Origin of the sequence: Mycobacterium cookii, from assembly GCF_010727945.1 — a bacterium.
Classification (GTDB): Bacteria; Actinomycetota; Actinomycetes; order Mycobacteriales; family Mycobacteriaceae; genus Mycobacterium; species Mycobacterium cookii.
On sequence record NZ_AP022569.1, the window covers coordinates 1,853,634 to 1,874,150 of the forward strand.

A 20,517-nucleotide genomic window follows, 5' to 3' on the forward strand; every position below is an offset into this window, starting at 1 on the left:
GAGTTAGGTGGTGTTTCAGTCCGGTAGCTGGCTTTGGGCCGCGGCGAGACGAGACGACAGTGTTCCGTCGATGGTCTCGTCGCCGACGGTTATCGCCAGCCCGCCGAGCAGCTCGGGGTCGATGTGCAATTGCGCCGCAACCGGATGGCCGTAGATCCGGCTCAGCACTTCGGTCAGCCGAGTGCGCTGGGCGTCGCTGAGTTCGGCCGCCGCGCTCACTTGCGCGACGACTTCTCCCCGGCGAGCCACCGCGACTTTTGCCAGTCCCAGCACTGCGTCTTCGGCCGACTGCCCGCGCAACAACTCGACCGTCTTGGAGAGCAGATCAGCCGTGACCGAGTCGATGCTTGTTCCTGCACCGCCAAGCACGTTGCGTAACAGCTCAGTTCGTGCGTCGGCGGCTACCTCGTAGTCGCCGAGCAAGATGGCGAGACGAGGCTGGGCGTCGAGAATTCGGGAAAACCGGAACAGTTGTTCTTCGACGTCGTCGAGGTGCCCGGCCCGGTCGGCCCGGACCAACACTGCCGACTGCGACACCAGTTCAACGGCATCGACGAGATCGGATTGGGCCGACCAGCGCTGGGCGACGGCATTCTTCAGCAAGTCCAGCGCGGGCTGACCGACCTTGTCCGACAACAGGCGTTCGATCAAACGAACTCTGGGCGACGCGTCTTCGGCCGGCAACGTCAGATAGCGGGTGACGACGGTTTCGCGAATCAACATCGCTGCGGCCGCCGTCAGATCGTCGGCAAGCGTCGACAGTCCGTTGTCGTCGAGGCTTTCGGCTGCCTCACCGAAGTGCTTCAACAGGTCAGCCAACGCGGCCCTGCTGGCCGAGCGCATCTTGGCCGCGATCGGATACTCGACCTCTGCCTCCGAAGGTGCCATCGCATCGAGGTCATCGAGGAACCTGTCCACGGTGGCGGCCTGCTGCGCCGGATCGGCAACGTAGCCACGCACCAATTCGCCCGCCCGCCGCACGGATTCGGCACCGACGTCTTGGCGCAGCTGGCGGATCAGCTGTGCGCGGGCCAGCTCGACCTGCTTGACGCCTTGCGCTTTGATCCGCTCGACATCGCTGTCGGCCTGTTCGGCCAACTGCTCAGCGATGCGTTTGGCGTCGACCTGCGCCTCTTCGGTGATCCGCTTTGCCTCAGCGTGGGCATCTTCTTTCGCCTTGCTGTGGGCACGGCTGGCTTCCGCCAGCCGGTCGGCGGCAGCCGCCGAGTCAGCAAGATCCTTGCGCACCGCATCCTGGCGGTCCGACATCAACTTGCGGACTGGTGGCACCACGTAACGCCAGATCAGCCACACGATGACCGCGAAGCCGGCCAGCTGTCCGAGGAATGTTGACATGTCTCCCTACCGCCCCGACCCCGTGGCCGTGACCGAGGTCGAGATGTCGACACCGAGGATGCGGCTCGCCAACGTGGCGGAGATCGTGTCCACCTTCGCGCGAAGCTCTCCCGCGACGGCGTCGCCTTCCCGCTTCAGTTGCTCGTTGGCGTCCTGCAGTGTCGCCGACACCTGCTCCTCAGCACCGCCGCGCTTCTCCTCGACGACCTTGCGGCCCGAAGCGCGCGCCTCGTCGCGAGCCGCCGAGGCCTTGACCCGAGCGTCGGCCATCGCCTTCTCGTAGTCTTCCTGTGCGGCAGCGAACTGTTCGGCCGATTGCTTGTTGTCAGCAGCCGTTTTGGTGACCATGTTGTCGCGCTCTTTCAGCACCTTCGAGATCGGCGGAACCACAAAGGTGCCGATCACGCCGAGCACGATCAAGAAGATGATCAGCTCGACGAAGAACGTGCCGTTAGGGACGAGGAAGTTGCTGCCTCCCTCAGCCAGGACCATCGCGCTCATGTCACCCATCGTGTTGTTACTTGACCGGAGTGGCGAAGACGAACAGCGCCATGAAGGCCAGGTTGATGAAGTAGGCGGCCTCGACCAGACCCACCGTGATGAAGAACGGTGTGAACAGTCGGCCCTGCGCCTCGGGCTGCCGGGCGATGCCGGAGATCAGCGCGTTACCGGCGACACCGTCACCGATACCGGCGCCGATCGCGCCACCTGCCAAGATCAGCCCGCCGCCGATGAGGGCGCCGGCAGCGATTGTGGGGTTCATTGCTTATCCTCCTTGATATTTGGTAGCGGTCTACCAAGTCCGTCGTGTTGTTGGGAGCCAGAAGTCGTCTTGCGGTCTTACTCGTGTTCCCCTTCCAGCTCCATCGCTTGACTGAAGTACAAGATCGTCAGCAGCGCGAAGATGAACGCCTGAATCGCGCCGACGAACAAGTCGAAGGTCTTCCAGACTGCGTTGGGCAGCCACAGGATGTACGGCGGGAACAGCGCGATCAGCGCGACCAGGATCCCGCCGGCGAAGATATTGCCGAAGAGTCGGAGCGACAGCGAGATCGGCTTGGCGAGTTCCTCCACCACGTTGATCGGCGCGAGCACCGCGACGTGCCCCTTGAGCACCGCGACTGGGTGTCCGATGATGCCGCGGCGCCAGATGCCCGCCGCGTGATAACAGACGAACACGAACAGGGCCAGGGCGAGCACGTAGTTGATGTCCGCCGCGGCCGACGACAGCAACTCGGTCGTTTTCCCGTGATCGGAGTACTGCAGCGGCAGCACCGACAACCAGTTGGAGATCAAGATGTAGATGAAAAGCGTTACGGCGAGCGGCAATACGAAGGGCGCGATCCGCATGCCGATGGCACTTTCGATCTGGTTGCGCATCTGAATGGTGATCGCCTCGAAGAACAGCTGTACACCACCCGGAACGCCGGTCGAGGTGACCTTCGCGCGCAGGAAGAATGCGAGTCCGATGACGATGACGGCCGCGATCGCCGACGAGGTAACTGTGTCGACATTGACGGTCAAGCCGAACCAGTTGGCGGTTTCGTGATGGCCGACCTCGATCGCGCCCTCAGCCAGAAACGCCTCAGTCATCGCTGCTTCCTGTCCCTTCAATCGCGTCGGCCGTCCCGGTACGCAGCTTCTTCATCACCGGCAGTGCGGTCGTCAGCACCAGCAACACCTGAAAGAGCGCCAACCCGAACACCACACCGAGCCCGGCCGGCCGGAAGACGAATGCGATGGTCAGTCCGACGACGGTGATGACCATCAGCCGGGTTGCCGAGTTCAAGGCCATTTTCTTTTTCAGCGGATGCGCATCCGCGGTGATCGCGGCCACCGAACGTTGCACTCCCAGCGCGTTGAGCAAACCCAACAGCAGGCCCACGCCGAAGAACGCGCCGACTTTCGGATGGCCGAGCGAACCGGCGACTGCGATCGCGACGGCGGTCAGCACGAGCGAAGTGACGAAGAGCCGAACGGGCCGGAAAGCAACGGAGGGGAACACCAACGGCGCGTCCTGCGCTGGTGTTGTCACTGCTGCACCTCAGTCCTCATTCGGGGGGAGTTGCCGGGTCGATTGTTGCGTGGCCCGTTGAGCGTATCGGAGCGCATTCTTCGCACTCGCATCACCCAAGGGACTACTCCCCTTTGTCGGTCGTCAGTCGGCACAATCGGAGGTGAATCCGTTGGCCAGTGGCCGGCAACCCGCGAGGTTAATTCGGGTTCTACCAGCACCGTACCACATCGACGATGACCCTACTACTCCTCGTCGTAGACGTCGTCGCGGCGTCGTAACAGCGGAATCAAAGTCGCGACAGCCGCGATCGCGATTGCGCCCAACATCACTGCGGCGGTATCACGCGGGTTGAAGAAGATCGTGCTCGCAGTGCCGAAGGCGACGATGCCGACCCACAAATAGATGATCAGCACGACCCGCCGATGCGAATGACCGATCTGGAGCAGTCGGTGGTGCAGATGCATCTTGTCGGGGCTGAACGCACTGCGGCCCGCCCGGGTTCGTCGCACGATCGCCAGCAGGAGATCGAGCATCGGCACGAACATGACCGCGACAACCAACAGGAACGGCGACAGCAGAGCAAACACATCGCGAGCCCCGTACGCGGACTGCGAAATCGGTCCCGCCGCCGTCGTCGACGCCGCCGCCAGCATCAGTCCGATCAGCATCGAACCGGAATCGCCCATGAAGATCTTCGCCGGGTGGAAGTTGTGCGGCAGAAAGCCCAGGCACGCGCCGGCCAACACCACCGATATGACAGCAGGCGGATAGAACAGCACGTCGCCGCCGTGGTCGCGCAACAGGCCGACGGAAAACATGCAGATCGCCAACGCCGTGATGAGTCCCAGCCCCGCAGCCAGCCCGTCGAGGCCGTCGACGAAGTTCATCGCGTTCACGATCGACACGGTCAGCGCCAGCGTGAGCAGAATCGACGACGCCTGATCCAACACGATGGTCCCGACGCCGCCCAGCGGAATGTAGAGCACGCTCCAGGCGACTCCCATCGTGACCAGCACACTGGCCGCGGTGATCTGACCGGCGAACTTGGTCAGCGCGTCCAGGCCCCAGCGGTCGTCGATCAGACCGATGCCCATGATCAGCGCGCCGGCCACCACCACCGCGGGCATACCCGAGGAGTAGACGAAACCGCGGGTGAGCGCGGGTAGCTGCGATGCCAGAAAGACGGCGGCGATGACTCCGATGTACATGGCCAGCCCGCCCATCCGGGGCGTGGGCGTCACGTGCACGTCGCGTTCGCGGGGATAGGCCACCGCACCGAATCGGGTGGCCAGCAGGCGAACCGGGCCGGTCGCGAAGTAGGTGATGATCGCAGCAGTCAGCCCGACGAGGGCGAGCTCGCGCAGCGGGACACCGGCGCCACGATCGGATAACGCGAGCAGACCGCCCGCGAGGGTGTCGGCACCGCTAACCATCTGAGGAAAGGTACTTCACCGCCCTGAGATCGATCTGAGGTGACCCGGCCGGTCAGCCGGTCAAACTCCCGTCGTCCACGCCGAGCACCTCGGCGATCCGCTCTGCGCTGACCGGTCCGGATCGAAGGATCCGCGGCTGGCCGCCGGTCAGATCGAGGATGGTCGAGGCGGCCTGCTGCGCTGACGGACCGGCATCGAGGTAGACGTCGACGAGGTCACCCAACTGCTCGCGGGCGTTGGCGGCGTCGACGGCTGGCGGCTGGCCGGAGACGTTCGCGCTGGACACTGCCATCGGTCCGACCTCGCGCAGCAGTTCGATCGCGACCGGGTGCAGCGGCATACGAAGCATGACCGTGCCGCGGGCATCGCCGAGATCCCACTGCACTGACGGCGCCTGGCGGACCACGAGGCTCAGCGCACCGGGCCAGAATGCGCGCACCAGGTCGCGCATCGCGGTGGACACCGACATGGCCAGGCCGTCGATGGTGTGCCAGGAGCCGACCAGCACCGGCACCGGCATGTCCCGCCCGCGACCCTTGGCCGAGAGCAGCGCTGCCACGGCCGCGCTGTCGAACGCGTCCGCGCCTACGCCGTACACCGTGTCTGTCGGAAGAACAACCAGCCCACCGTTTTTCACGGCTGCAGCAGCCTTCATGATTCCGCGGGAGCGCTGGTCGGGATCGGAGCAGTCGAACAGTTCACTCATTCGCCACCCCTCCTGCGGGCCGTTGCGAATCTCGGCCGTCCGGTCAGGTCGGTCCGGGACTCGATAGCGTCGAAAAGTCCTGTTTCACAAAGACCTTCGCATGTCAGCGTTGATGTGGTGTCGTCGTGCTCGACGGCGAACCAGCCTCCGGGCCGCAGCCAGCGCGCCGCGAGCGGAACGATCGCGTCGATCACCGCCATGCCGTCCGGTCCCCCGAACACCGCGTGAGCCGGATCATGCTGGAGCACTTCGGGTTCGAGCGCCGTTCCGTCGGGCACGTAGGGCGGGTTCGCGACCACCAGGTCGACCAGTTCGTCGAGTTCGGGCAAGACGTCGGCACCGGTGACGTCTGCCCGCAGCAACTCCACGGCGGTGCCGGCCGAATTCGCCCGCGCATAGTCCAGTGCCGCAACGGAATCGTCGATACCTAACACCCGCGCGTCGGGCCAGTGTCGCGCCAGAGCCAGGGCCAAGGCACCCGACCCGGTGCAGATGTCGACGATCACCGGCGCAGCGGGAAGGGGTTGCGCCGTCGCCCATTCCAGCATCGCCTCGGTTTCGGGGCGCGGGATGAACACGCCGGGACCGACGGACAGCGTCAGCGGGCCGAATACGGCGGTACCGGTCAGGTGCTGCAACGGAATTCGGCGCGACCGCGCCGCGATCACATCGTGGTAGCTATCGAAGAACGCCTCGTCCGCCGAGTCGACCAGTAGCAACCGCCCACGCTCGGTACCTGCGACGTGCGCGGCGAGTTCCTCGGCGTCGTGGCGCGCGGAGTCGATGCCGGCATCAGCGAGTTGCGTTGTGGCCGAGTCGATCGCGGACCTCAACTCGAACTGGATCGTCATGCTTGCTGCTGCAGCCGAGACTGCTTGTCGGCGGCGGCCAGCGCGTCGAACAGCGCATCGAGGTCGCCATCGAGAAGCTGATCGAGGTTGTGCGCTTTGTAGCCGATGCGATGGTCGGTGATCCGGTTCTCCGGGAAGTTGTACGTGCGGATGCGCTCGCTGCGGTCGACGGTGCGGATCTGGCTGGCGCGGTCCGCCGACGCGTCGGCCGACGCCTGCTCTTCGGCCAGCGCCTGCAAACGCGCCGCCAGCACCAGCATCGCGCGGGCCTTGTTCTGCAGCTGCGACCGCTCGTTTTGACAGGTGACGACAATTCCGGTGGGCAGGTGGGTGATTCGGACCGCCGAGTCGGTGGTATTAACACCTTGCCCGCCCTTCCCCGACGACCGGTAGACGTCGATGCGCAGATCCGACTCGTCGATCTGCACCTCACCCACTTCTTCGGGCTCCGGGTAGACCAGCACGCCGGCCGCCGAAGTATGCACGCGGCCTTGAGATTCGGTGACCGGCACGCGCTGCACGCGGTGCACGCCGCCCTCGAACTTCATCCGCGACCACACGCCGTCGGCCGAGTCACCCTTGCTCGCGATCGTCAGCGTTGCGTCTTTATAGCCACCCAGATCCGAGTAGGTCTCGTCCAAGACCGTCACATTCCAGCCGTGCCGCTCGGCGTAGCGGATGTACATCCTGGCCAGGTCCGCAGCGAAGAGCGCCGATTCCTCGCCGCCCTCACCTGATTTGACCTCGAGGACGACGTCGTCGGCGTCGTGCGGGTCACGCGGCGCCAGCATGTCGCTGAGCTTGGTCTCCAACTCATCGACCTGAGTTTCCAGCTCAGTGACCTCGTCGGCGAACGACGCGTCATCGACGGCGAGTTCGCGTGCGGTCTCCAGATCGTCACGGGCCGAAATGAGCTGGCGGTGGGTGGCCACGATCGGGGCCAGCTGCGCGAACCGGCGCCCGACCTTGCGCGCATTGCCGGCATTGCTGTGCAGCTCAGGATCGGCCAGCTGACGCTCGAGGGCGGCGTGTTCAGCCACCAGAGCGTCAATCGCGTGCACGCTCTGCGTCATGCTCACCTCCTCTGTCGTTGCCCGAACGCAAAACGACGCCCGGCCTGCGCGGTGTCCGCAACAGATCGGGCGTCGGTCGTGCTACTTGTCGGCCGAAGCGTCCGTCTCGGCGCCGGCCTTGCGCTTGCCGTAGCGCTTCTCGAAGCGCGCGACCCGGCCACCGCTGTCCAGGATCTTCTGCTTGCCGGTGTAGAACGGGTGGCATTGCGAGCAGACCTCGACCACGATGTGGCCGCTCTCTTTGGTGCTGCGGGTCTGGAAGGTGTTACCGCAACCGCAGACCACGGTGGTCTCGCCGTAGGCGGGATGAATGTCAGATTTCATGGTGTCCTCTTCAATCGGCGGTCGCCGGGTCGCCCTGTGGTGCTGAATATCGGACGTGAACCGGAACCTGAATGTCGGCTGCTGATTATGCCAGGTCAGCCGCTCTGTCCCTAAACGCCTGCGTGGGGCTGCACATTCCCGCCAGTGCGTTCGACGACGGCATAGCTGGTCCCACGGCCGGGCCGGGTCCACAAGGTGCCGCCGTGCGGGCTGCTGCCGAGTGCGCTGAGCTCACGTTTCAGGATTTTGTTGGTGGCCGTGGTCGGCAAGCTGTCGACGATCCACACGTGCCGCGGCCAGGCCTTGGGCGACAGATCGGGCTGGTCAGCCAGGAAATTGCTGAATTCAACGGGTGTCAGCTCGGTGCCGTCTTTGAGCACGACGGCCGCCATCACCTGATCGCCGACCTGCTCGTCGGGAACCGCGTATACCGCGACATGGCTGAGGGCCGGTAATCGCTGCAGGATCCGCTCGATCGGCGCTGCCGTCATGTTTTCGCCGTCGACGCGCAACCAGTCGCCGCTGCGCCCGGCGAAGTAGATCCAGCCGTCGGCGTCGCGGTAAGCCAGGTCGCCGGACCAGAACATGCCGTTGCGCAACCGTGCGTCGGTGGCGTCCCTGTCGTTGTAGTAGCCGGCGAACAGCCCGGCTCCGGTGGTGTTGACCAGTTCGCCGATCGCCTCGTCGGCATTGGTCAGCGCGCCGTCGTCGTCGAACTCGGCCACCGGGCATTCGGCGAGAGTGTCGGCGTTGTAGATGCCGACCCCGGGAAAGCCGCGGCCCAGAGAGCCCGGCGGGCAGCCGTCTTCGCGGGTGATGATGATCGCGCCTTCGCTGGAGCCGAAGCCGTCCCACACCGTGCAGTCGAAACGTCGACTGAACTCCGCGATGTCGCGGTCGCTGGCCTCGTTGCCGAACGCGACCCGCAGCGGGTTGTCGTTGTCGTCAGGCTGCTCGGGGGTGGCCAACACATACGCCAACGGCTTGCCGACGTAGTTCATATAGGTCGCGCCGTAGCGACGGAGGTCCGAGAGTAAGCCGGACGCCGAGAAGGTGGCCGGCACCATCGCCGAACCGGAGCCGACAGCCACGCTCCAGCCGGCCAGCAGGGCGTTGGAATGAAAGAGCGGCATCGACAAGTAGCAGACGCCCGACGAATCGACATCGAACCGGTCAATCAGGTTGGCACCGGCGAAGATAACGGTCAGATGCGTGATCTGGACGGCCTTCGGCTCCCCGCTGGTGCCCGACGTGAAGATCATCATGAGCGTGTCGGTGGGGGCGACCTCGCGATGCGGCACCAGCGGACCCGCCGTCGCGAGCAGATCCGACCACTCGTCGGTGCTGACGTCCACTACGCGGACTCCCGGCAGCTCCAGTCCGTCGATCAGCCCGCGATGGGCCGGATCGGTGAGCAGTATCTGACAGTCCGCCCGCAGGATGTCTTTGGCCAACGCCGCACCGCGCCGGGTGTCGTTGATGCCGCACAACACGTATCCGCCGAGTGCTGCCGCGGCCATCGCGGTGAGCATTTCGGGTGTGTTGCCCAGCAGCGCACCGACGTGCAGCGGTCGCTCGGGGTCGGCGATACCGATCAGTGCGGCGGCGGCCGCCGAGGCGTCGCTCAGATGCTCTTGCCAGGTCCATACCTGATCGCCGTGCTTGACCGCCGGCGTGGTGTCGTCGCTGCGTGCGCGAAGCAACTGCTGAATAGTGTCCGCCACGGCTCACCGCTTTCCCTGTCGGTATTCGACAGGCGCAGATTACCGTCGCGGCAACCGCCTCAAAGCGAGACTGCCCTAGTTGGCCGGCCGAGCCGGTGTGCTAACCGGCATCGTCACCGATCAGTCGTTGTCCATGCCCGGGGTCGTCTTGGACACCTGAACAAGGAACTCGTAGTTGTTCTTGGTCTTTCGCAGCTGCGACATCAACAAGTCGATGGCTTGGTGCGAATCCAGACCGGACAACACGCGACGCAGCTTGTGCACGACCGAGAACTCGTCTGGCGACAGCAGCAATTCGTCCTTACGGGTACCCGACGGGTTCACGTCGACGGCCGGGAACACGCGGCGCTCAGAGATCTTGCGATCGAGCTTGAGCTCGGCGTTACCGGTGCCCTTGAACTCTTCGAAGATGACGGTGTCACCGGTGGATCCGGTTTCGACCATCGCCGTGGCGATGATCGTCAACGATCCGCCTTCTTCGATGTTGCGGGCGGCGCCGAGGAAACGCTTCGGCGGGTAGAGCGCGGTGGAGTCGACACCACCGGACAGGATGCGGCCCGAAGCCGGTGATGCGTTGTTGTACGCACGGCCGAGCCGGGTGATCGAGTCGAGCAGCACCACAACGTCCTTGCCCTGCTCGACAAGTCGCTTGGCCCGCTCGATGGCCAGCTCGGCGACCGCGGTGTGGTCCGTCGGCGGTCGGTCGAACGTCGAGGCGATGACCTCACCCTTGACCGAGCGGGTCATGTCGGTGACCTCTTCAGGTCGCTCGTCGACGAGCACGACCATCAGATGGCATTCCGGGTTGTTGAGGGTGATCGCGTTCGCGATGTCCTGCAGGATCGTGGTCTTACCGGCCTTGGGCGGCGACACGATGAGCGCGCGCTGACCCTTACCGATCGGCATGATCAGGTCGATGATGCGGGTGGTCAGACGATCGCCGGTGGTTTCCAGGCGCAGCCGCTGGTTGGGGTACAGGGGCGTCAGCTTGGAGAAGTCGGGGCGCTTCTTGGCGTCCTCGACCGGCCCGCCGTTGACGCTGTCCAGGCGCACCAGCGGGTTGAACTTCTGCCGAGGATTCTTGTCGCCGCCTTCGCCTTCGCGGGGCACCCGCACCGCGCCGGTCACGGCGTCACCGCGGCGTAAACCGTTCTTACGCACCATGTTCATCGAGACGTAGACGTCGCTGGGGCCGGCGAGGTAGCCGGAGGTGCGGACGAACGCGTAGTTGTCGAGCACGTCGAGGATGCCGGCGACCGGCTGGACGACGTCGTCTTCGCGCAGTTCGGTGTCACCGCCGCCGCCTTCGCCGGACCGCTCGCCGCGGCGCCTGCGCTCGCGGAACCGGCGGCCGCGACGTCCGCCGCGCCCGTCACCGTCGTCGTCTTGCTGGTTCTGGTTCGAGCCGCCGCGGTTCTGCTGGCCACCCGAGTTCTGCTGGTCGCCGCCCTTGTCGGAGTCTTTGTCCGAATCGCGGTCCTCGGACTTGCTGTCCTGTTGGTCGCGCTTGGGTTTGTCGTTCTGGTTCTGGTCGTTCTTGTCGGCCCGCTCGGTGCGCTCCTCCGCGACTTCGGTGGCGGAGTTCCGTCCGTTGGAGTCGGATTGCGGCGCGGCATCGGCGTGGTTGGCCGCGGCGCTCGCGTCGTGGTTGTCCGCTTCGGCAGCGGCGCCTCCGTTGGAAGCGGTGCCGTTGGTGTGTCCCTGCCGGCTTTCCCGGATCGCGGCGATCAATTCGTTCTTGCGCATTCCCGACGTGCCTTTGACGCCGGCCTTGTTGGCCAGCGCGCGCAGCTCGGGAAGCACCATGGTTGCCAGCGAGCCGTCGGGCGCATTCTGTTTGGCGCCGGAGTCACTGGAAGTCTCTGGGGTCACGGGGTTGGGCAGCTTGTCATTTTCGGTGCTGTCGCCAGCCGTAACGAGGTCCGTATCGGTCACGGATTTCCTTTCTTTCCCTCGCTGATCGAATCAAGCCAGGGTTCGTTGCATTCAGCCAAGTCGCCGAGTGCTGCCAAGAATCGTCTCTGCAACGGTGATCGCCGAAATTGGCGCAATTAATGGCGACCCATCGTCCACGAGAAGAATTTGGTATTTCGTCCTAGTGTCGACGCAGATACAGACGCTGCGATTGCTGGACGGCTTCGAGAATAACGTGCTTCGATGCCGGAAGCAAGGAGGCCCTCCGCCGTGGCGGGTTCGCTAGCTGGGAACAGCCGTTCCCGAACTCCAGCGGACCCCTTCGCCCGCAGTCATCTCGCTGACAGCAAACCCGTTTGCAGCGGCATATTCCAACGCTTCAGCAGGCAGCTCGGCCGCTGTGCTCAGGGCAATCACCGTTGGACCGGCACCGGAGAGCACAGCTGCCATGTCGTAACGGCGCAACAGCCTCAGGTATTCCGCCGATGCCGGCATCGCGTGCGCGCGTTGCGGCTGGTGGAGGACGTCCTCGGTGGCGGCCATCAGCAGGTCCGGGCGTTCGGTGAGTGCGACGACCAGCAGTGCGGCACGGCTGACATTGAAACGGGCGTCCTGGTGGCTGACCTGAGCGGGAAGCAGTACCCGCGCCTCCGCCGTCGACGAGCGCTGCTCGGGAATCGCGGGGAACAACCGGATGTCGGGATGCAGGCGCACCGGTACCGCCGAGAACTTCGGTGGCAGGCCGCTGACGTCGGTCCACGACACCACGGGGCCGCCCAGCACCGCCGCCGCGGCGTTGTCGGGGTGGCCCTCGAATTCCGACGCCAACTGGATCAGGTCGGCGTGGCTCAACGGCGTCCAACCTGCCTGCGCGAGAAGGCCATTGACCGCCGCGAGGCCACCGACGACCGCCGCCGCCGACGAGCCGACCCCGCGGGAGTGCGGGATCGCGTTACGGCATCGCACCCGCAGGCCCGGCACGCTCGCGCCGGCCGCCTGCAGCCCTCGTTCGACTGCGCGGACCACCAGATGCCCGGCGTCGAGCACCAGTTCGCCGGCGCTTTCTCCTTCGACCTCGACGTGCAACCCGGAATCGGTTGTCTCGACGGCGATTTCGTCATACAGGCTCAGGGCGAGCCCGAGACTGTCGAAGCCCGGGCCGAGGTTGGCGCTGGACGCCGCGACGACCGAGCTGCCCAGCAGCCCGGCAGGCAGCATCGTCACTACGTCAATCCCAACTTCGCGACGACGGCCACGGGGTCGACGGGAACCGGTTCCACCGTCGGCATGTCGCGCAGCGCGGTGTCGGGATCCTTCAATCCGTTGCCGGTCACCGTGCACACCACGGTCGAGCCCCGCTGCACCCAGCCGTCCTCGACGGCTTTGAGCAAACCGGCGATGCTTGCCGCCGACGCAGGCTCGACGAAGACGCCCTCGGTGCCGGCGACCAGGTGATAGGCCTCGAGGATCTCGTCGTCGGTGGCGGCCAGGAACCGGCCGTTGGACTGCTGCTGGGCCGCGACGGCCTGTGCCCATGACGCCGGCGAGCCGATCCGGATCGCGGTGGCGATCGTCTCGGGGTTTCTCACCGGCTCCCCCGACACCAACGGCGCCGCGCCGGCCGCCTGGGTGCCCAGCATCCGCGGCAGCTTGTCGATCACACCGTCAGCGTGGTACTCGGTGTAGCCCTTCCAATACGCGGTGATGTTGCCCGCGTTGCCCACCGGCAGGGCATGGACATCCGGCGCGGTTCCCAGCACGTCGACGATTTCGAACGCTGCGGTCTTCTGGCCCTCGATGCGAACCGGGTTGACCGAGTTGACCAAGGAGATCGTCGGGAAGTCGGCGACGATCTTGCGGGCGACCTCCAGGCAGTCGTCGAAGTTACCGTCGACCTGAATGATCTTGGCGCCGTGCATCACAGCCTGCGCGAGCTTGCCCATCGCGATCTTGCCCTGCGGGATCAGCACCGCGCAGGTGATGCCGGCCCGGGCGGCGTAGGCGGCCGCCGACGCCGAGGTGTTACCGGTCGACGCGCACAGCACGGCCTGCTGCCCGCGCGCGACGGCGTCGGTGACGGCCATCGTCATGCCGCGGTCTTTGAAGGAGCCGGTGGGGTTCAGTCCTTCGACCTTGAGATGAACCGTGCAGCCGGTCTTCGCCGAGAGCCGGGGCGCGGGGATCAGCGGGGTGCCGCCCTCGAACAAGGTGACCGGAACCCAGTCGTCGCCGACCGGCAACCGGTCCCGGTACGCCTCGATCAATCCCGGCCACTGCCGATGCGTGGCGGCGTGTGACGAACTCATGCGTTGGTTCCCTCCAAACGCAGCACGCTGGCCACGCTTTGCACGACGTCGAGATCGGCCAGCGCATCGACGGTTTCGGACAGGGCGGCGTCGGTGGCGCTGTGCGTGACGACCACGACACGGGCGCCGATCCGCTTTCCACCCTCGCCGACGACGCCCTCTTGGCGGACCTCGGCGATGCTGACTTCACGCTTGGCGAATTCCGCTGCGACCGTGGCCAATACACCCGACTTGTCGGCGACGTTCATGCTGACGTAGTAGCGGGTCGAGATCAGTCCCATCGGGGCGACCGGCAGCTGGGCGTATTTCGATTCTTTCGGTCCGCGGCTGCCGAGAACACGGTTGCGGGCCGCCATCACCAGGTCACCGGCGACCGCGGAGGCGGTCGGCGCTCCACCGGCGCCCTGGCCGTAGAACATCAGCCGGCCCGCGGCTTTTGCCTCGACCACGACGGCGTTGAACGCGCCGTTCACGGTCGCCAGCGGATGCTGCAGCGGGACCAGCGCGGGATAGACGCGAGCCGAAACCCGCTGTTGCCCATCGTCGGTGGTGATCCGTTCGCAGATCGACAGCAGTTTGATGGTGCAGCCCAATGCGCGCGCCGAGGCGAAGTCGTCCGGGCTGATCTTCGTGATGCCCTCGCGGTACACGTCGTCGGCGGTGACCCGGGTGTGGAACGCGATCGACGCCAGGATGGCCGCCTTCGCCGCGGCGTCGTAGCCTTCGACGTCGGCGGTGGGGTCGGCTTCGGCGTAGCCGAGCGCGCTCGCATCGGCCAGGGCCTTGTCGTAATCGGCCCCGGTGCTGTCCATTTCGGACAGGATGTAGTTGGTGGTGCCGTTGACGATGCCGGCCACCCGTTGCACGGTGTCGCCGGCCAGCGACTGGGTCAGCGGACGAATCACCGGGATCGCACCGGCGACGGCAGCCTCGAAATAGAGGTCCACATGGGCGTTTTCAGCGGCCTGCGCAAGTTCGCCGGTGGCGACCGATAGCAGCGCCTTGTTCGCCGTCACCACGGACTTACCGTGCTCGATCGCCGACAGGATCGCCTTGCGTGACGGCTCGACGGGACCCATCACTTCCACGACGATGTCGACGTCCTCACGGGAGACCAGCGCGTCGATGTCGTCGGTCAGCAGATCGACAGGCACACCACGGTCGGCGGCCACTCGGCGCACCCCGATGCCGCGCAGCACCAGCGGCGCGCCGATCCGGGCGGCGAGGTCGTCGGCACTCTCCTCGATGATGCGGACAACCTCGCTGCCCACATTGCCCAGTCCCAATACCGCGACACCGACCGGCTTTTCATCTGAGCTCATGTGCGCCACTCCTCCTCATCGCTACGCTCTGCATCGTCGTCAGCGCGGCTCATGTGCGCCACTCCTCCTCATCGCTACGCTCTGCATCGTCACCGGCGCGGCTCATGTGCGCCACTCCTCCTCATCGCTGCGCTCTGCATCGTCGTCAGCGCGGCTCATGTGCGCCGCTCCTCCTCACCTCAAGACTCAGCAGGTCGTCGACCGTCTCCCTGCGCAGGATCAGCCGCGTCTCACCGTCACGCACCGCCACCACCGCCGGGCGGCCAATCAAGTTATAGCGGCTCGACAGCGAATAGCAGTACGCCCCGGTCGCGGCCACGGCGATCAGGTCGCCCGGCGCGATGTCATCCGGCACCCAGGTATCCCGCACGACGATATCGCCGCTCTCACAATGCTTTCCGACGATGCGACCCAGCGTGGCCGCCGCGTCGGTACCTCGCGACACCATCCGTACGTCATAGTCGGCGCCGTAGAGCGATGTGCGGATGTTGTCGCTCATCCCGCCGTCCACGCTGACGTATCGCCGATTCGCGGTCGCGCTCACCCCGACGTCTTTGACGGTGCCGACCTCGTAGAGGGTGACGGTCCCCGGTCCGGCGATGGCGCGGCCGGGTTCGACGACCAGACGCGGCGGCGGCAACCCCACCGCCGCGGATTCGTTGCGCACGATGCACCCGAGTTTGTCGGCCAGTTCGCTCACCGGTGGCGGATCATCGTTGGGCAGATACGAGATACCCAGCCCGCCACCGAGATCGACGGTGGAGATCTGCGCGGTCTTGTCGACACCGAACTCGGCGACCACGTCGCGAAGCAGACCGATCACCCGGTGCGCGGCGATCTCGAAGCCGCCGACGTCGAAGATCTGCGAGCCGATATGACTGTGCAAGCCCACCAGTCTGAGGCGGTCGCTGGCGAAGACCTTGCGAACCGCCGCCATCGCCGCGCCGTTGGACAATGACAGACCGAACTTCTGGTCTTCGTGGGCGGTGGAGATGAACTCGTGTGTGTGGGCTTCGACGCCGACCGTGACGCGGACCAGCACGTCCTGGACGACGCCCGCCTCGCCCGCGATGGCGTCGAGACGCTCGATCTCGAGCATGGAGTCGACGACGACGTGCTTGATTCCGGCCTTGACGGCTGCGGTCAACTCGGTGACCGATTTGTTGTTGCCGTGCAGCGCTATTCGCTCGGGCGGGAAGTCGGCGTGCAGGGCGACGGCGAGTTCGCCGCCGGTGCAGACGTCGAGCGACAAGCCCTCCTCGTCGATCCAGCGCGCAATCTCGCTGGACAAGAACGCCTTACCGGCGTAGTGCACGTTGGCGCCACCGCCGAACGCCGCCGCGATCTCGCGGCAGCGCGACCGGAAGTCGTCCTCGTCGATGACGAACAACGGTGTGCCGTAATCCTGGGCGAGCGACGTCAGCGAGACACCGGCGATGCTGACCGCCCCGTCGTCGCCACGAACTGCGTTGCGCGGCCACACATTCGGCGCGAGTTGCAGAAGCTCCTCAGCCGATGCGGGGCACGGCGGGACGCTCCCATGGTGGAATTCTTCGGCGTGCCGCGGGCCGGCGGGATGGGCGCTCACATTCGCTCCGGAGCGCTCACGCCCAGGACGCCTAGCCCGTTGGCGATCACCTGGCGGGTCGCCTGGCACAGCGCCAACCGGGCGGTGTGCAATTCATTGGGCTCCTCGTCGCCTTGCGGCAGCACCCGGCAGGAGTCGTAGAACCGGTGATAGTCGCCGGCGAGGTCTTCCAAATAACGACACACGCGGTGTGGTTCACGCAGCGCCGCAGCGGTTTTCAGCACCCGGGGGAACTCGCCGAGGTTGCGGATCAGCGCGCCCTCTTTGTCGTGGGTGAGCAACTCGAGGTGGCCGGTGTCGGCGATCAGGCCGAGCTCGGCGGCATTACGGGCCAGCGCGGAGAGCCGCGCGTAGGCGTATTGCACGTAGTAGACCGGGTTTTCGTTGGATGCCGACGACCACAGCGCCAAGTCGATATCGATCGGGGTGTCCACCGAGGACCGCGTCAGGCTGTAGCGCGCCGCGTCGACGCCGATCGCCTCGACCAGGTCGTCGAGGGTGATCACGGTGCCGGCCCGCTTGCTCATCTTCATCGGCTGGCCGTCGCGGACCAGGTTGACCATCTGGCCGATGAGCACCTCGACGCATGCTGGGTCGTCACCGAACGCGGCCGCGGCGGCCTTGAGCCGGGAGATGTAGCCGTGATGGTCGGCGCCGAGCATGTAGATGGTCAGGTCGAAGCCGCGTTCCCGCTTGTCCAGGTAGTAGGCGAGGTCACCGGCGATGTAGGCGGGCTTGCCGTCACTCTTGATCACGACGCGATCTTTGTCGTCGCCAAAAGCACTGGTGCGCAACCAGGTTGCGCCGTCCTTTTCGTAGATGTGGCCGTTCTCGCGCAGCCGGGCGATCGCCTGCTCGACGCGACCGCTGGTGTGCATCGACTCTTCGTGGGTGTAGACGTCGAAGTCGGTGCCGAATTCGTGCAGCGACTCCTTGATGTGAGTGAACATCAGGTCGACGCCGATCCGCCGGAACGTCTCGTGCTGCTCGGCGTCGGGCTGGCTGAGCGCGTCAGGCGCCTGCGCCACGACTTGCGCGGCGATGTCGGCGATGTAGTCACCGGCGTAACCGTCTTCGGGTGTGGGTTCGCCTTTGGCCGCGGCGATCAGCGAGTTGGCGAACCGGTCGATCTGCGCGCCGTGGTCGTTGAAGTAGTACTCACGTACCACGTCGGCGCCCTGCGTGGTGAGCAGCCGGCCGAGCGCGTCGCCGACCGCGGCCCACCGGGTGCCGCCGATGTGGATCGGACCGGTCGGGTTGGCCGAGACGAACTCGAGGTTGATGTGGTGGCCGGCCTGGGCGTCGGAGTTGCCGTAGGTGTTCCCGGCGTCGATGACGTTGCTGACGATCAGGCCCTGCGCCGAGGCGTCCAGCCGCACGTTGATGAAGCCGGGTCCGGCGATCTCCGCCGAGGCGACGCCGTCGGCCCGGGCCAGTGCGTCGGCGAGCCAGCCGGCCAGGTCACGCGGATTGACGCCGACCTTCTTGGCGAGCTGCAGGGCCAGGTTGCTGGCATAGTCGCCGTGGTCGGGGTTACGCGGCCGCTCGACGGTGACCGTCGCCGGCAGAGCGGCGGTGTCGAGCGCGTGCTCGGTCAACACCGCGGTCGCGGTGGCCCTCAGCAGCTCGGCCAGGTCGGCGGGATTCACGCAGGCCATCCTATGGTCTGCGGTGGCCTGGCCCCGAATCCATTCCGGTGCTCAGCTGGTCGCTTTGATGCGTTAGTCTGTCGTGGCCCGTTGGCGCAGCATGTTTCGCGTGCGCCCCCGTAGCTCAGGGGATAGAGCGTCTGCCTCCGGAGCAGAAGGCCGCAGGTTCGAATCCTGCCGGGGGCACCACTCTGAACTGCGCAAACGTGGTCGAATGCGATACTTAGTCCAGCCCGGGGGGCCACGCATCCGGTCAATCGGAGAGAATTTGATCTGGTCCGCCCTCCCCGCAGGACCACATCCGGTAAATTTGGCTCGGCTGGGATGACAGCTGGTCCGGGAAAAGGTTCCGCCGCGCGCACCGCCGCCGCAGAGCTCTGAGGGGCACCCGCCCCGTACCCGACATGTACGGCGATCGTTTGAACGCCGGGATCGCGATGACCGTTTCGCCTGATTTTGCCAAGCACCGACCCGATCAGACTGTCGGGTACCCCGCCGCACCCCATAACGCCGAAACCAACGGCAACGGCTACGGCAATTTTGTTGGGACTAAGACGCTAGACACCGAACGCCGCCGTCGCCCCCCGCCAGGCAGCCCGGAAGAGTACTTGCAGGCACTGCCCGCTTTGGCGCTACTGAACCGATTGCCGATACCCATGCTCGCCACCGGACTCGATGGCGTCGTCGTCTACACCAACCCCGCGTTCGCCATCATGCTCGGCTACCACCCGGACACCATCACGCTTACCGGACAACAGCTTTCCGCGCTGCTGGACGGATATTCGGCGACCCCGCCGCGCGACTGTGTGACCGCACTGCGCGCCGCCAGTACCTTGGTCGTCGACTGGCTGCACGCCGAGGGCTTCCCGGTACGCAGCGTGATATTCGAGTCGGTATTCGCCCGCGCCACTGACCAGATACTGCTGATCGGCGTCACCGACATCACCGAACTGATGTGGTCAAACCACCTCGAATCGAGCTGAGTGTCTGGAGTCAGGACAGCTTCTCGAGCAGCGCTACCTCACCGTGAACAAGCTGGGCGAAACTCTCGGCTTTGGGCAACCCTTCGATCGGTGGCACGCCGTCGGGGAAACAGACCATGTTGGCGTCGGTCCCGGCCGGATTCCAGGCGACGCCGTTACCGACGACCTGCGACGACCGCTCGACGCCGTTGTAGTTGTCGGGCTGAAAACGCGCGGTGCAATACCAGTAACAGTCGTAGCCGAGCCCGCGGATGTGCCGGATCAGCTCGTCGCCACTGGCCGGGTTGTTGTTCTCCACGAACAGAGTTGGCCGCGTGCGGGCGATCAGCTGACCCGCGCCGCGCAACACGGCCAGCTCGAATCCTTCGGCATCGACTTTCAGGAGATCGAGGCGCTCGAGGGCCGCGGTCGCGGCGAACTCGTCGAGGACCGCGACTTCGGTGGACTCGGACGTCAGCCGGCCGGGAAAGTGGCTTTCGCCGCTGAAGCCGGCCGCCACGGAGAACGCGCCGTAGTTCCAGGGGACGGTGTAGTCGGTGGCTTCGATGGTGATGGTCTCGCGACGCTCACCGACCACCACACGATAGGCGTCGACGTTGGTCAGATTGTTGAGCGCGAGATTGCCGCACAGGACGTTGAAGATCAGCCGCTGCGGCTCGAAACAGATGACCCGGCCCGATGCGGCGATCTTGGCCAGCGGCACGGTGTGCAGGCCCAGGTTGGCGCCGACTTCGACGACCACGCTGTCGGTTTTGAGCAGGCGTCGGTACAGCGACACCTCCAGCTCGCACCACTCGCCGTAGACGTCGGCGTAGGTACTGATCATGTCGCCGCGCACCAGCAGAAAGCGTCCCCAGCGACAATCTTTGAGGAATGTCTGCATGCCAGCCGCGACGTGCGCGTCCTACTGGCAGCTGCCGGGCGGCGCCGGCACCACACCGATGATCTGCGGGCCGAACAGGCCCGGCGGTGGTGGCGGCTTGACGCACTGAACCACCACCAGCGACGCCGTCCCCGGGGCGCCGCGGTTGATCGCGCGCCAGTAGGCGCCGTCGTCGTAGGGGATGCCGTCACACGACGGCTCGAGCGGTGACATCTGGTCCACCGTGCCGCCACCCGGGCAGAAGTGGTTACCGGGATCAGGCTTGTGCGGGTCAGGGTCGGCGTGGCCCAGCGGCGCGGTGAGCATGGCGGTGGCGATTAGCGCCACGGTCATCACGAGCTTCATGCTCGGCATCCTATTTCGGTCGACGTCATCGCCGCGCCCCACC

General features: G+C 65.8%; 20 protein-coding genes and 1 tRNA gene. 2 read left to right on the plus strand and 19 right to left on the minus strand.

Annotated features, from left to right (window positions below; translation table 11 throughout):
• Window positions 1-15: 15 nt before the first annotated feature.
• The 17 genes from G6N27_RS08715 to argS form a co-directional block, all read right to left on the minus strand.
• The gene (locus tag G6N27_RS08715; RefSeq protein ID WP_163775978.1) at window positions 16-1,356 is read right to left on the minus strand and encodes a F0F1 ATP synthase subunit B/delta; all 1,341 of its coding nucleotides are present in this window, start codon (window positions 1,354-1,356) and stop codon (window positions 16-18) included.
• Window positions 1,357-1,362: 6 nt separating this feature from the next.
• A complete protein-coding gene (locus G6N27_RS08720; RefSeq protein ID WP_163775979.1) occupies window positions 1,363-1,866 on the minus strand; it encodes a F0F1 ATP synthase subunit B in 504 nt (167 codons plus the stop codon).
• Window positions 1,867-1,873: 7 nt separating this feature from the next.
• Window positions 1,874-2,119 carry a F0F1 ATP synthase subunit C gene (locus G6N27_RS08725; protein WP_163775980.1) on the minus strand — a complete coding sequence of 82 codons (246 nt, stop codon included), beginning with the start codon at window positions 2,117-2,119 and terminating at the stop codon, window positions 1,874-1,876.
• A gap of 77 nt (window positions 2,120-2,196) precedes the next feature.
• The gene (gene atpB, locus G6N27_RS08730; protein ID WP_163775981.1) at window positions 2,197-2,949 is read right to left on the minus strand and encodes a F0F1 ATP synthase subunit A; all 753 of its coding nucleotides are present in this window, start codon (window positions 2,947-2,949) and stop codon (window positions 2,197-2,199) included.
• The gene (locus tag G6N27_RS08735; protein WP_163775982.1) at window positions 2,942-3,391 is read right to left on the minus strand and encodes an ATP synthase subunit I; all 450 of its coding nucleotides are present in this window, start codon (window positions 3,389-3,391) and stop codon (window positions 2,942-2,944) included. The genes atpB and G6N27_RS08735 overlap by 8 nt, the downstream gene beginning before the upstream one ends.
• Before the next feature lie 224 nt (window positions 3,392-3,615).
• Window positions 3,616-4,806, minus strand: coding sequence for a glycosyltransferase family 4 protein (locus G6N27_RS08740; protein ID WP_163775983.1), 1,191 nt, complete (start codon window positions 4,804-4,806; stop codon window positions 3,616-3,618).
• 52 nt (window positions 4,807-4,858) lie between these two features.
• The gene (locus tag G6N27_RS08745; protein WP_163775984.1) at window positions 4,859-5,512 is read right to left on the minus strand and encodes an L-threonylcarbamoyladenylate synthase; all 654 of its coding nucleotides are present in this window, start codon (window positions 5,510-5,512) and stop codon (window positions 4,859-4,861) included.
• Entirely contained in the window at window positions 5,509-6,363 is an 855-nt protein-coding gene (prmC, locus tag G6N27_RS08750; protein WP_163775985.1) for a peptide chain release factor N(5)-glutamine methyltransferase, read from the minus strand. The genes G6N27_RS08745 and prmC overlap by 4 nt, the downstream gene beginning before the upstream one ends.
• Window positions 6,360-7,436 (minus strand): peptide chain release factor 1, encoded by a 1,077-nt coding sequence (gene prfA / locus G6N27_RS08755; RefSeq protein ID WP_163775986.1) that lies wholly within the window; start codon window positions 7,434-7,436, stop codon window positions 6,360-6,362. Before prfA ends, prmC begins: the two co-directional genes overlap by 4 nt.
• A gap of 81 nt (window positions 7,437-7,517) precedes the next feature.
• Window positions 7,518-7,760 carry a 50S ribosomal protein L31 gene (rpmE, locus tag G6N27_RS08760; RefSeq protein WP_163775987.1) on the minus strand — a complete coding sequence of 81 codons (243 nt, stop codon included), beginning with the start codon at window positions 7,758-7,760 and terminating at the stop codon, window positions 7,518-7,520.
• Window positions 7,761-7,870: 110 nt separating this feature from the next.
• A complete protein-coding gene (gene fadD1 / locus G6N27_RS08765) occupies window positions 7,871-9,484 on the minus strand; it encodes a fatty-acid--CoA ligase FadD1 (RefSeq protein ID WP_163775988.1) in 1,614 nt (537 codons plus the stop codon).
• Between the two features lie 120 nt (window positions 9,485-9,604).
• The gene (rho, locus tag G6N27_RS08770; RefSeq protein WP_163775989.1) at window positions 9,605-11,419 is read right to left on the minus strand and encodes a transcription termination factor Rho; all 1,815 of its coding nucleotides are present in this window, start codon (window positions 11,417-11,419) and stop codon (window positions 9,605-9,607) included.
• Window positions 11,420-11,680: 261 nt separating this feature from the next.
• Complete coding sequence (gene thrB / locus G6N27_RS08775; protein WP_163781531.1) at window positions 11,681-12,616, minus strand: homoserine kinase; 936 nt, start codon at window positions 12,614-12,616, stop codon at window positions 11,681-11,683.
• A gap of 5 nt (window positions 12,617-12,621) precedes the next feature.
• A complete protein-coding gene (gene thrC / locus G6N27_RS08780; RefSeq protein WP_163775990.1) occupies window positions 12,622-13,704 on the minus strand; it encodes a threonine synthase in 1,083 nt (360 codons plus the stop codon).
• Entirely contained in the window at window positions 13,701-15,026 is a 1,326-nt protein-coding gene (locus G6N27_RS08785; protein WP_163775991.1) for a homoserine dehydrogenase, read from the minus strand. The genes thrC and G6N27_RS08785 overlap by 4 nt, the downstream gene beginning before the upstream one ends.
• 145 nt (window positions 15,027-15,171) lie before the next feature.
• On the minus strand, window positions 15,172-16,527 hold the full coding sequence (gene lysA, locus G6N27_RS08790; RefSeq protein WP_232065031.1) for a diaminopimelate decarboxylase: 1,356 nt from the start codon (window positions 16,525-16,527) through the stop codon (window positions 15,172-15,174).
• 83 nt (window positions 16,528-16,610) lie between these two features.
• Window positions 16,611-18,263, minus strand: a complete 1,653-nt coding sequence (argS, locus tag G6N27_RS08795; RefSeq protein ID WP_163775993.1) for an arginine--tRNA ligase — start codon at window positions 18,261-18,263, stop codon at window positions 16,611-16,613.
• A 113-nt stretch (window positions 18,264-18,376) separates the two neighbouring features.
• On the opposite strand from argS, the gene G6N27_RS08800 reads away from it, so the two are divergent.
• Both G6N27_RS08800 and G6N27_RS08805 read left to right on the plus strand, forming a co-directional pair.
• A tRNA-Arg gene (locus tag G6N27_RS08800) sits at window positions 18,377-18,452 on the plus strand.
• A 248-nt stretch (window positions 18,453-18,700) separates the two neighbouring features.
• Window positions 18,701-19,246: a PAS domain-containing protein gene (locus G6N27_RS08805; RefSeq protein ID WP_163775994.1), complete on the plus strand. Its 546-nt coding sequence runs from the start codon at window positions 18,701-18,703 to the stop codon at window positions 19,244-19,246.
• Window positions 19,247-19,256: 10 nt separating this feature from the next.
• Here the strand turns inward: G6N27_RS08805 and G6N27_RS08810 are convergent, their stop codons facing one another.
• Together G6N27_RS08810 and G6N27_RS08815 are read right to left on the minus strand one after the other, a co-directional pair.
• On the minus strand, window positions 19,257-20,129 hold the full coding sequence (locus tag G6N27_RS08810; protein WP_163775995.1) for an FkbM family methyltransferase: 873 nt from the start codon (window positions 20,127-20,129) through the stop codon (window positions 19,257-19,259).
• Between the two features lie 21 nt (window positions 20,130-20,150).
• Complete coding sequence (locus G6N27_RS08815; protein ID WP_163775996.1) at window positions 20,151-20,474, minus strand: hypothetical protein; 324 nt, start codon at window positions 20,472-20,474, stop codon at window positions 20,151-20,153.
• Window positions 20,475-20,517 lie beyond the last annotated feature (43 nt).

Bases quoted from the DNA above. Each gene is read 5' to 3' on its own strand.
- thrC (WP_163775990.1), bottom strand. From the start codon at position 13,704: ATGAGTTCGTCACACGCCGCCACGCATCGGCAGTGGCCGGGATTGATC.
- G6N27_RS08740 (WP_163775983.1), bottom strand. From the start codon at position 4,806: ATGGTTAGCGGTGCCGACACCCTCGCGGGCGGTCTGCTCGCGTTATCC.
- atpB (WP_163775981.1), bottom strand. From the start codon at position 2,949: ATGACTGAGGCGTTTCTGGCTGAGGGCGCGATCGAGGTCGGCCATCAC.
- G6N27_RS08725 (WP_163775980.1), bottom strand. From the start codon at position 2,119: ATGAACCCCACAATCGCTGCCGGCGCCCTCATCGGCGGCGGGCTGATC.
- G6N27_RS08805 (WP_163775994.1), top strand. From the start codon at position 18,701: ATGACCGTTTCGCCTGATTTTGCCAAGCACCGACCCGATCAGACTGTC.
- G6N27_RS08745 (WP_163775984.1), bottom strand. From the start codon at position 5,512: ATGAGTGAACTGTTCGACTGCTCCGATCCCGACCAGCGCTCCCGCGGA.
- G6N27_RS08810 (WP_163775995.1), bottom strand. From the start codon at position 20,129: ATGCAGACATTCCTCAAAGATTGTCGCTGGGGACGCTTTCTGCTGGTG.
- G6N27_RS08715 (WP_163775978.1), bottom strand. From the start codon at position 1,356: ATGTCAACATTCCTCGGACAGCTGGCCGGCTTCGCGGTCATCGTGTGG.
- prmC (WP_163775985.1), bottom strand. From the start codon at position 6,363: ATGACGATCCAGTTCGAGTTGAGGTCCGCGATCGACTCGGCCACAACG.
- G6N27_RS08785 (WP_163775991.1), bottom strand. From the start codon at position 15,026: ATGAGCTCAGATGAAAAGCCGGTCGGTGTCGCGGTATTGGGACTGGGC.
- G6N27_RS08815 (WP_163775996.1), bottom strand. From the start codon at position 20,474: ATGAAGCTCGTGATGACCGTGGCGCTAATCGCCACCGCCATGCTCACC.
- prfA (WP_163775986.1), bottom strand. From the start codon at position 7,436: ATGACGCAGAGCGTGCACGCGATTGACGCTCTGGTGGCTGAACACGCC.
- rpmE (WP_163775987.1), bottom strand. From the start codon at position 7,760: ATGAAATCTGACATTCATCCCGCCTACGGCGAGACCACCGTGGTCTGC.
- thrB (WP_163781531.1), bottom strand. From the start codon at position 12,616: ATGCTGCCTGCCGGGCTGCTGGGCAGCTCGGTCGTCGCGGCGTCCAGC.
- G6N27_RS08720 (WP_163775979.1), bottom strand. From the start codon at position 1,866: ATGGGTGACATGAGCGCGATGGTCCTGGCTGAGGGAGGCAGCAACTTC.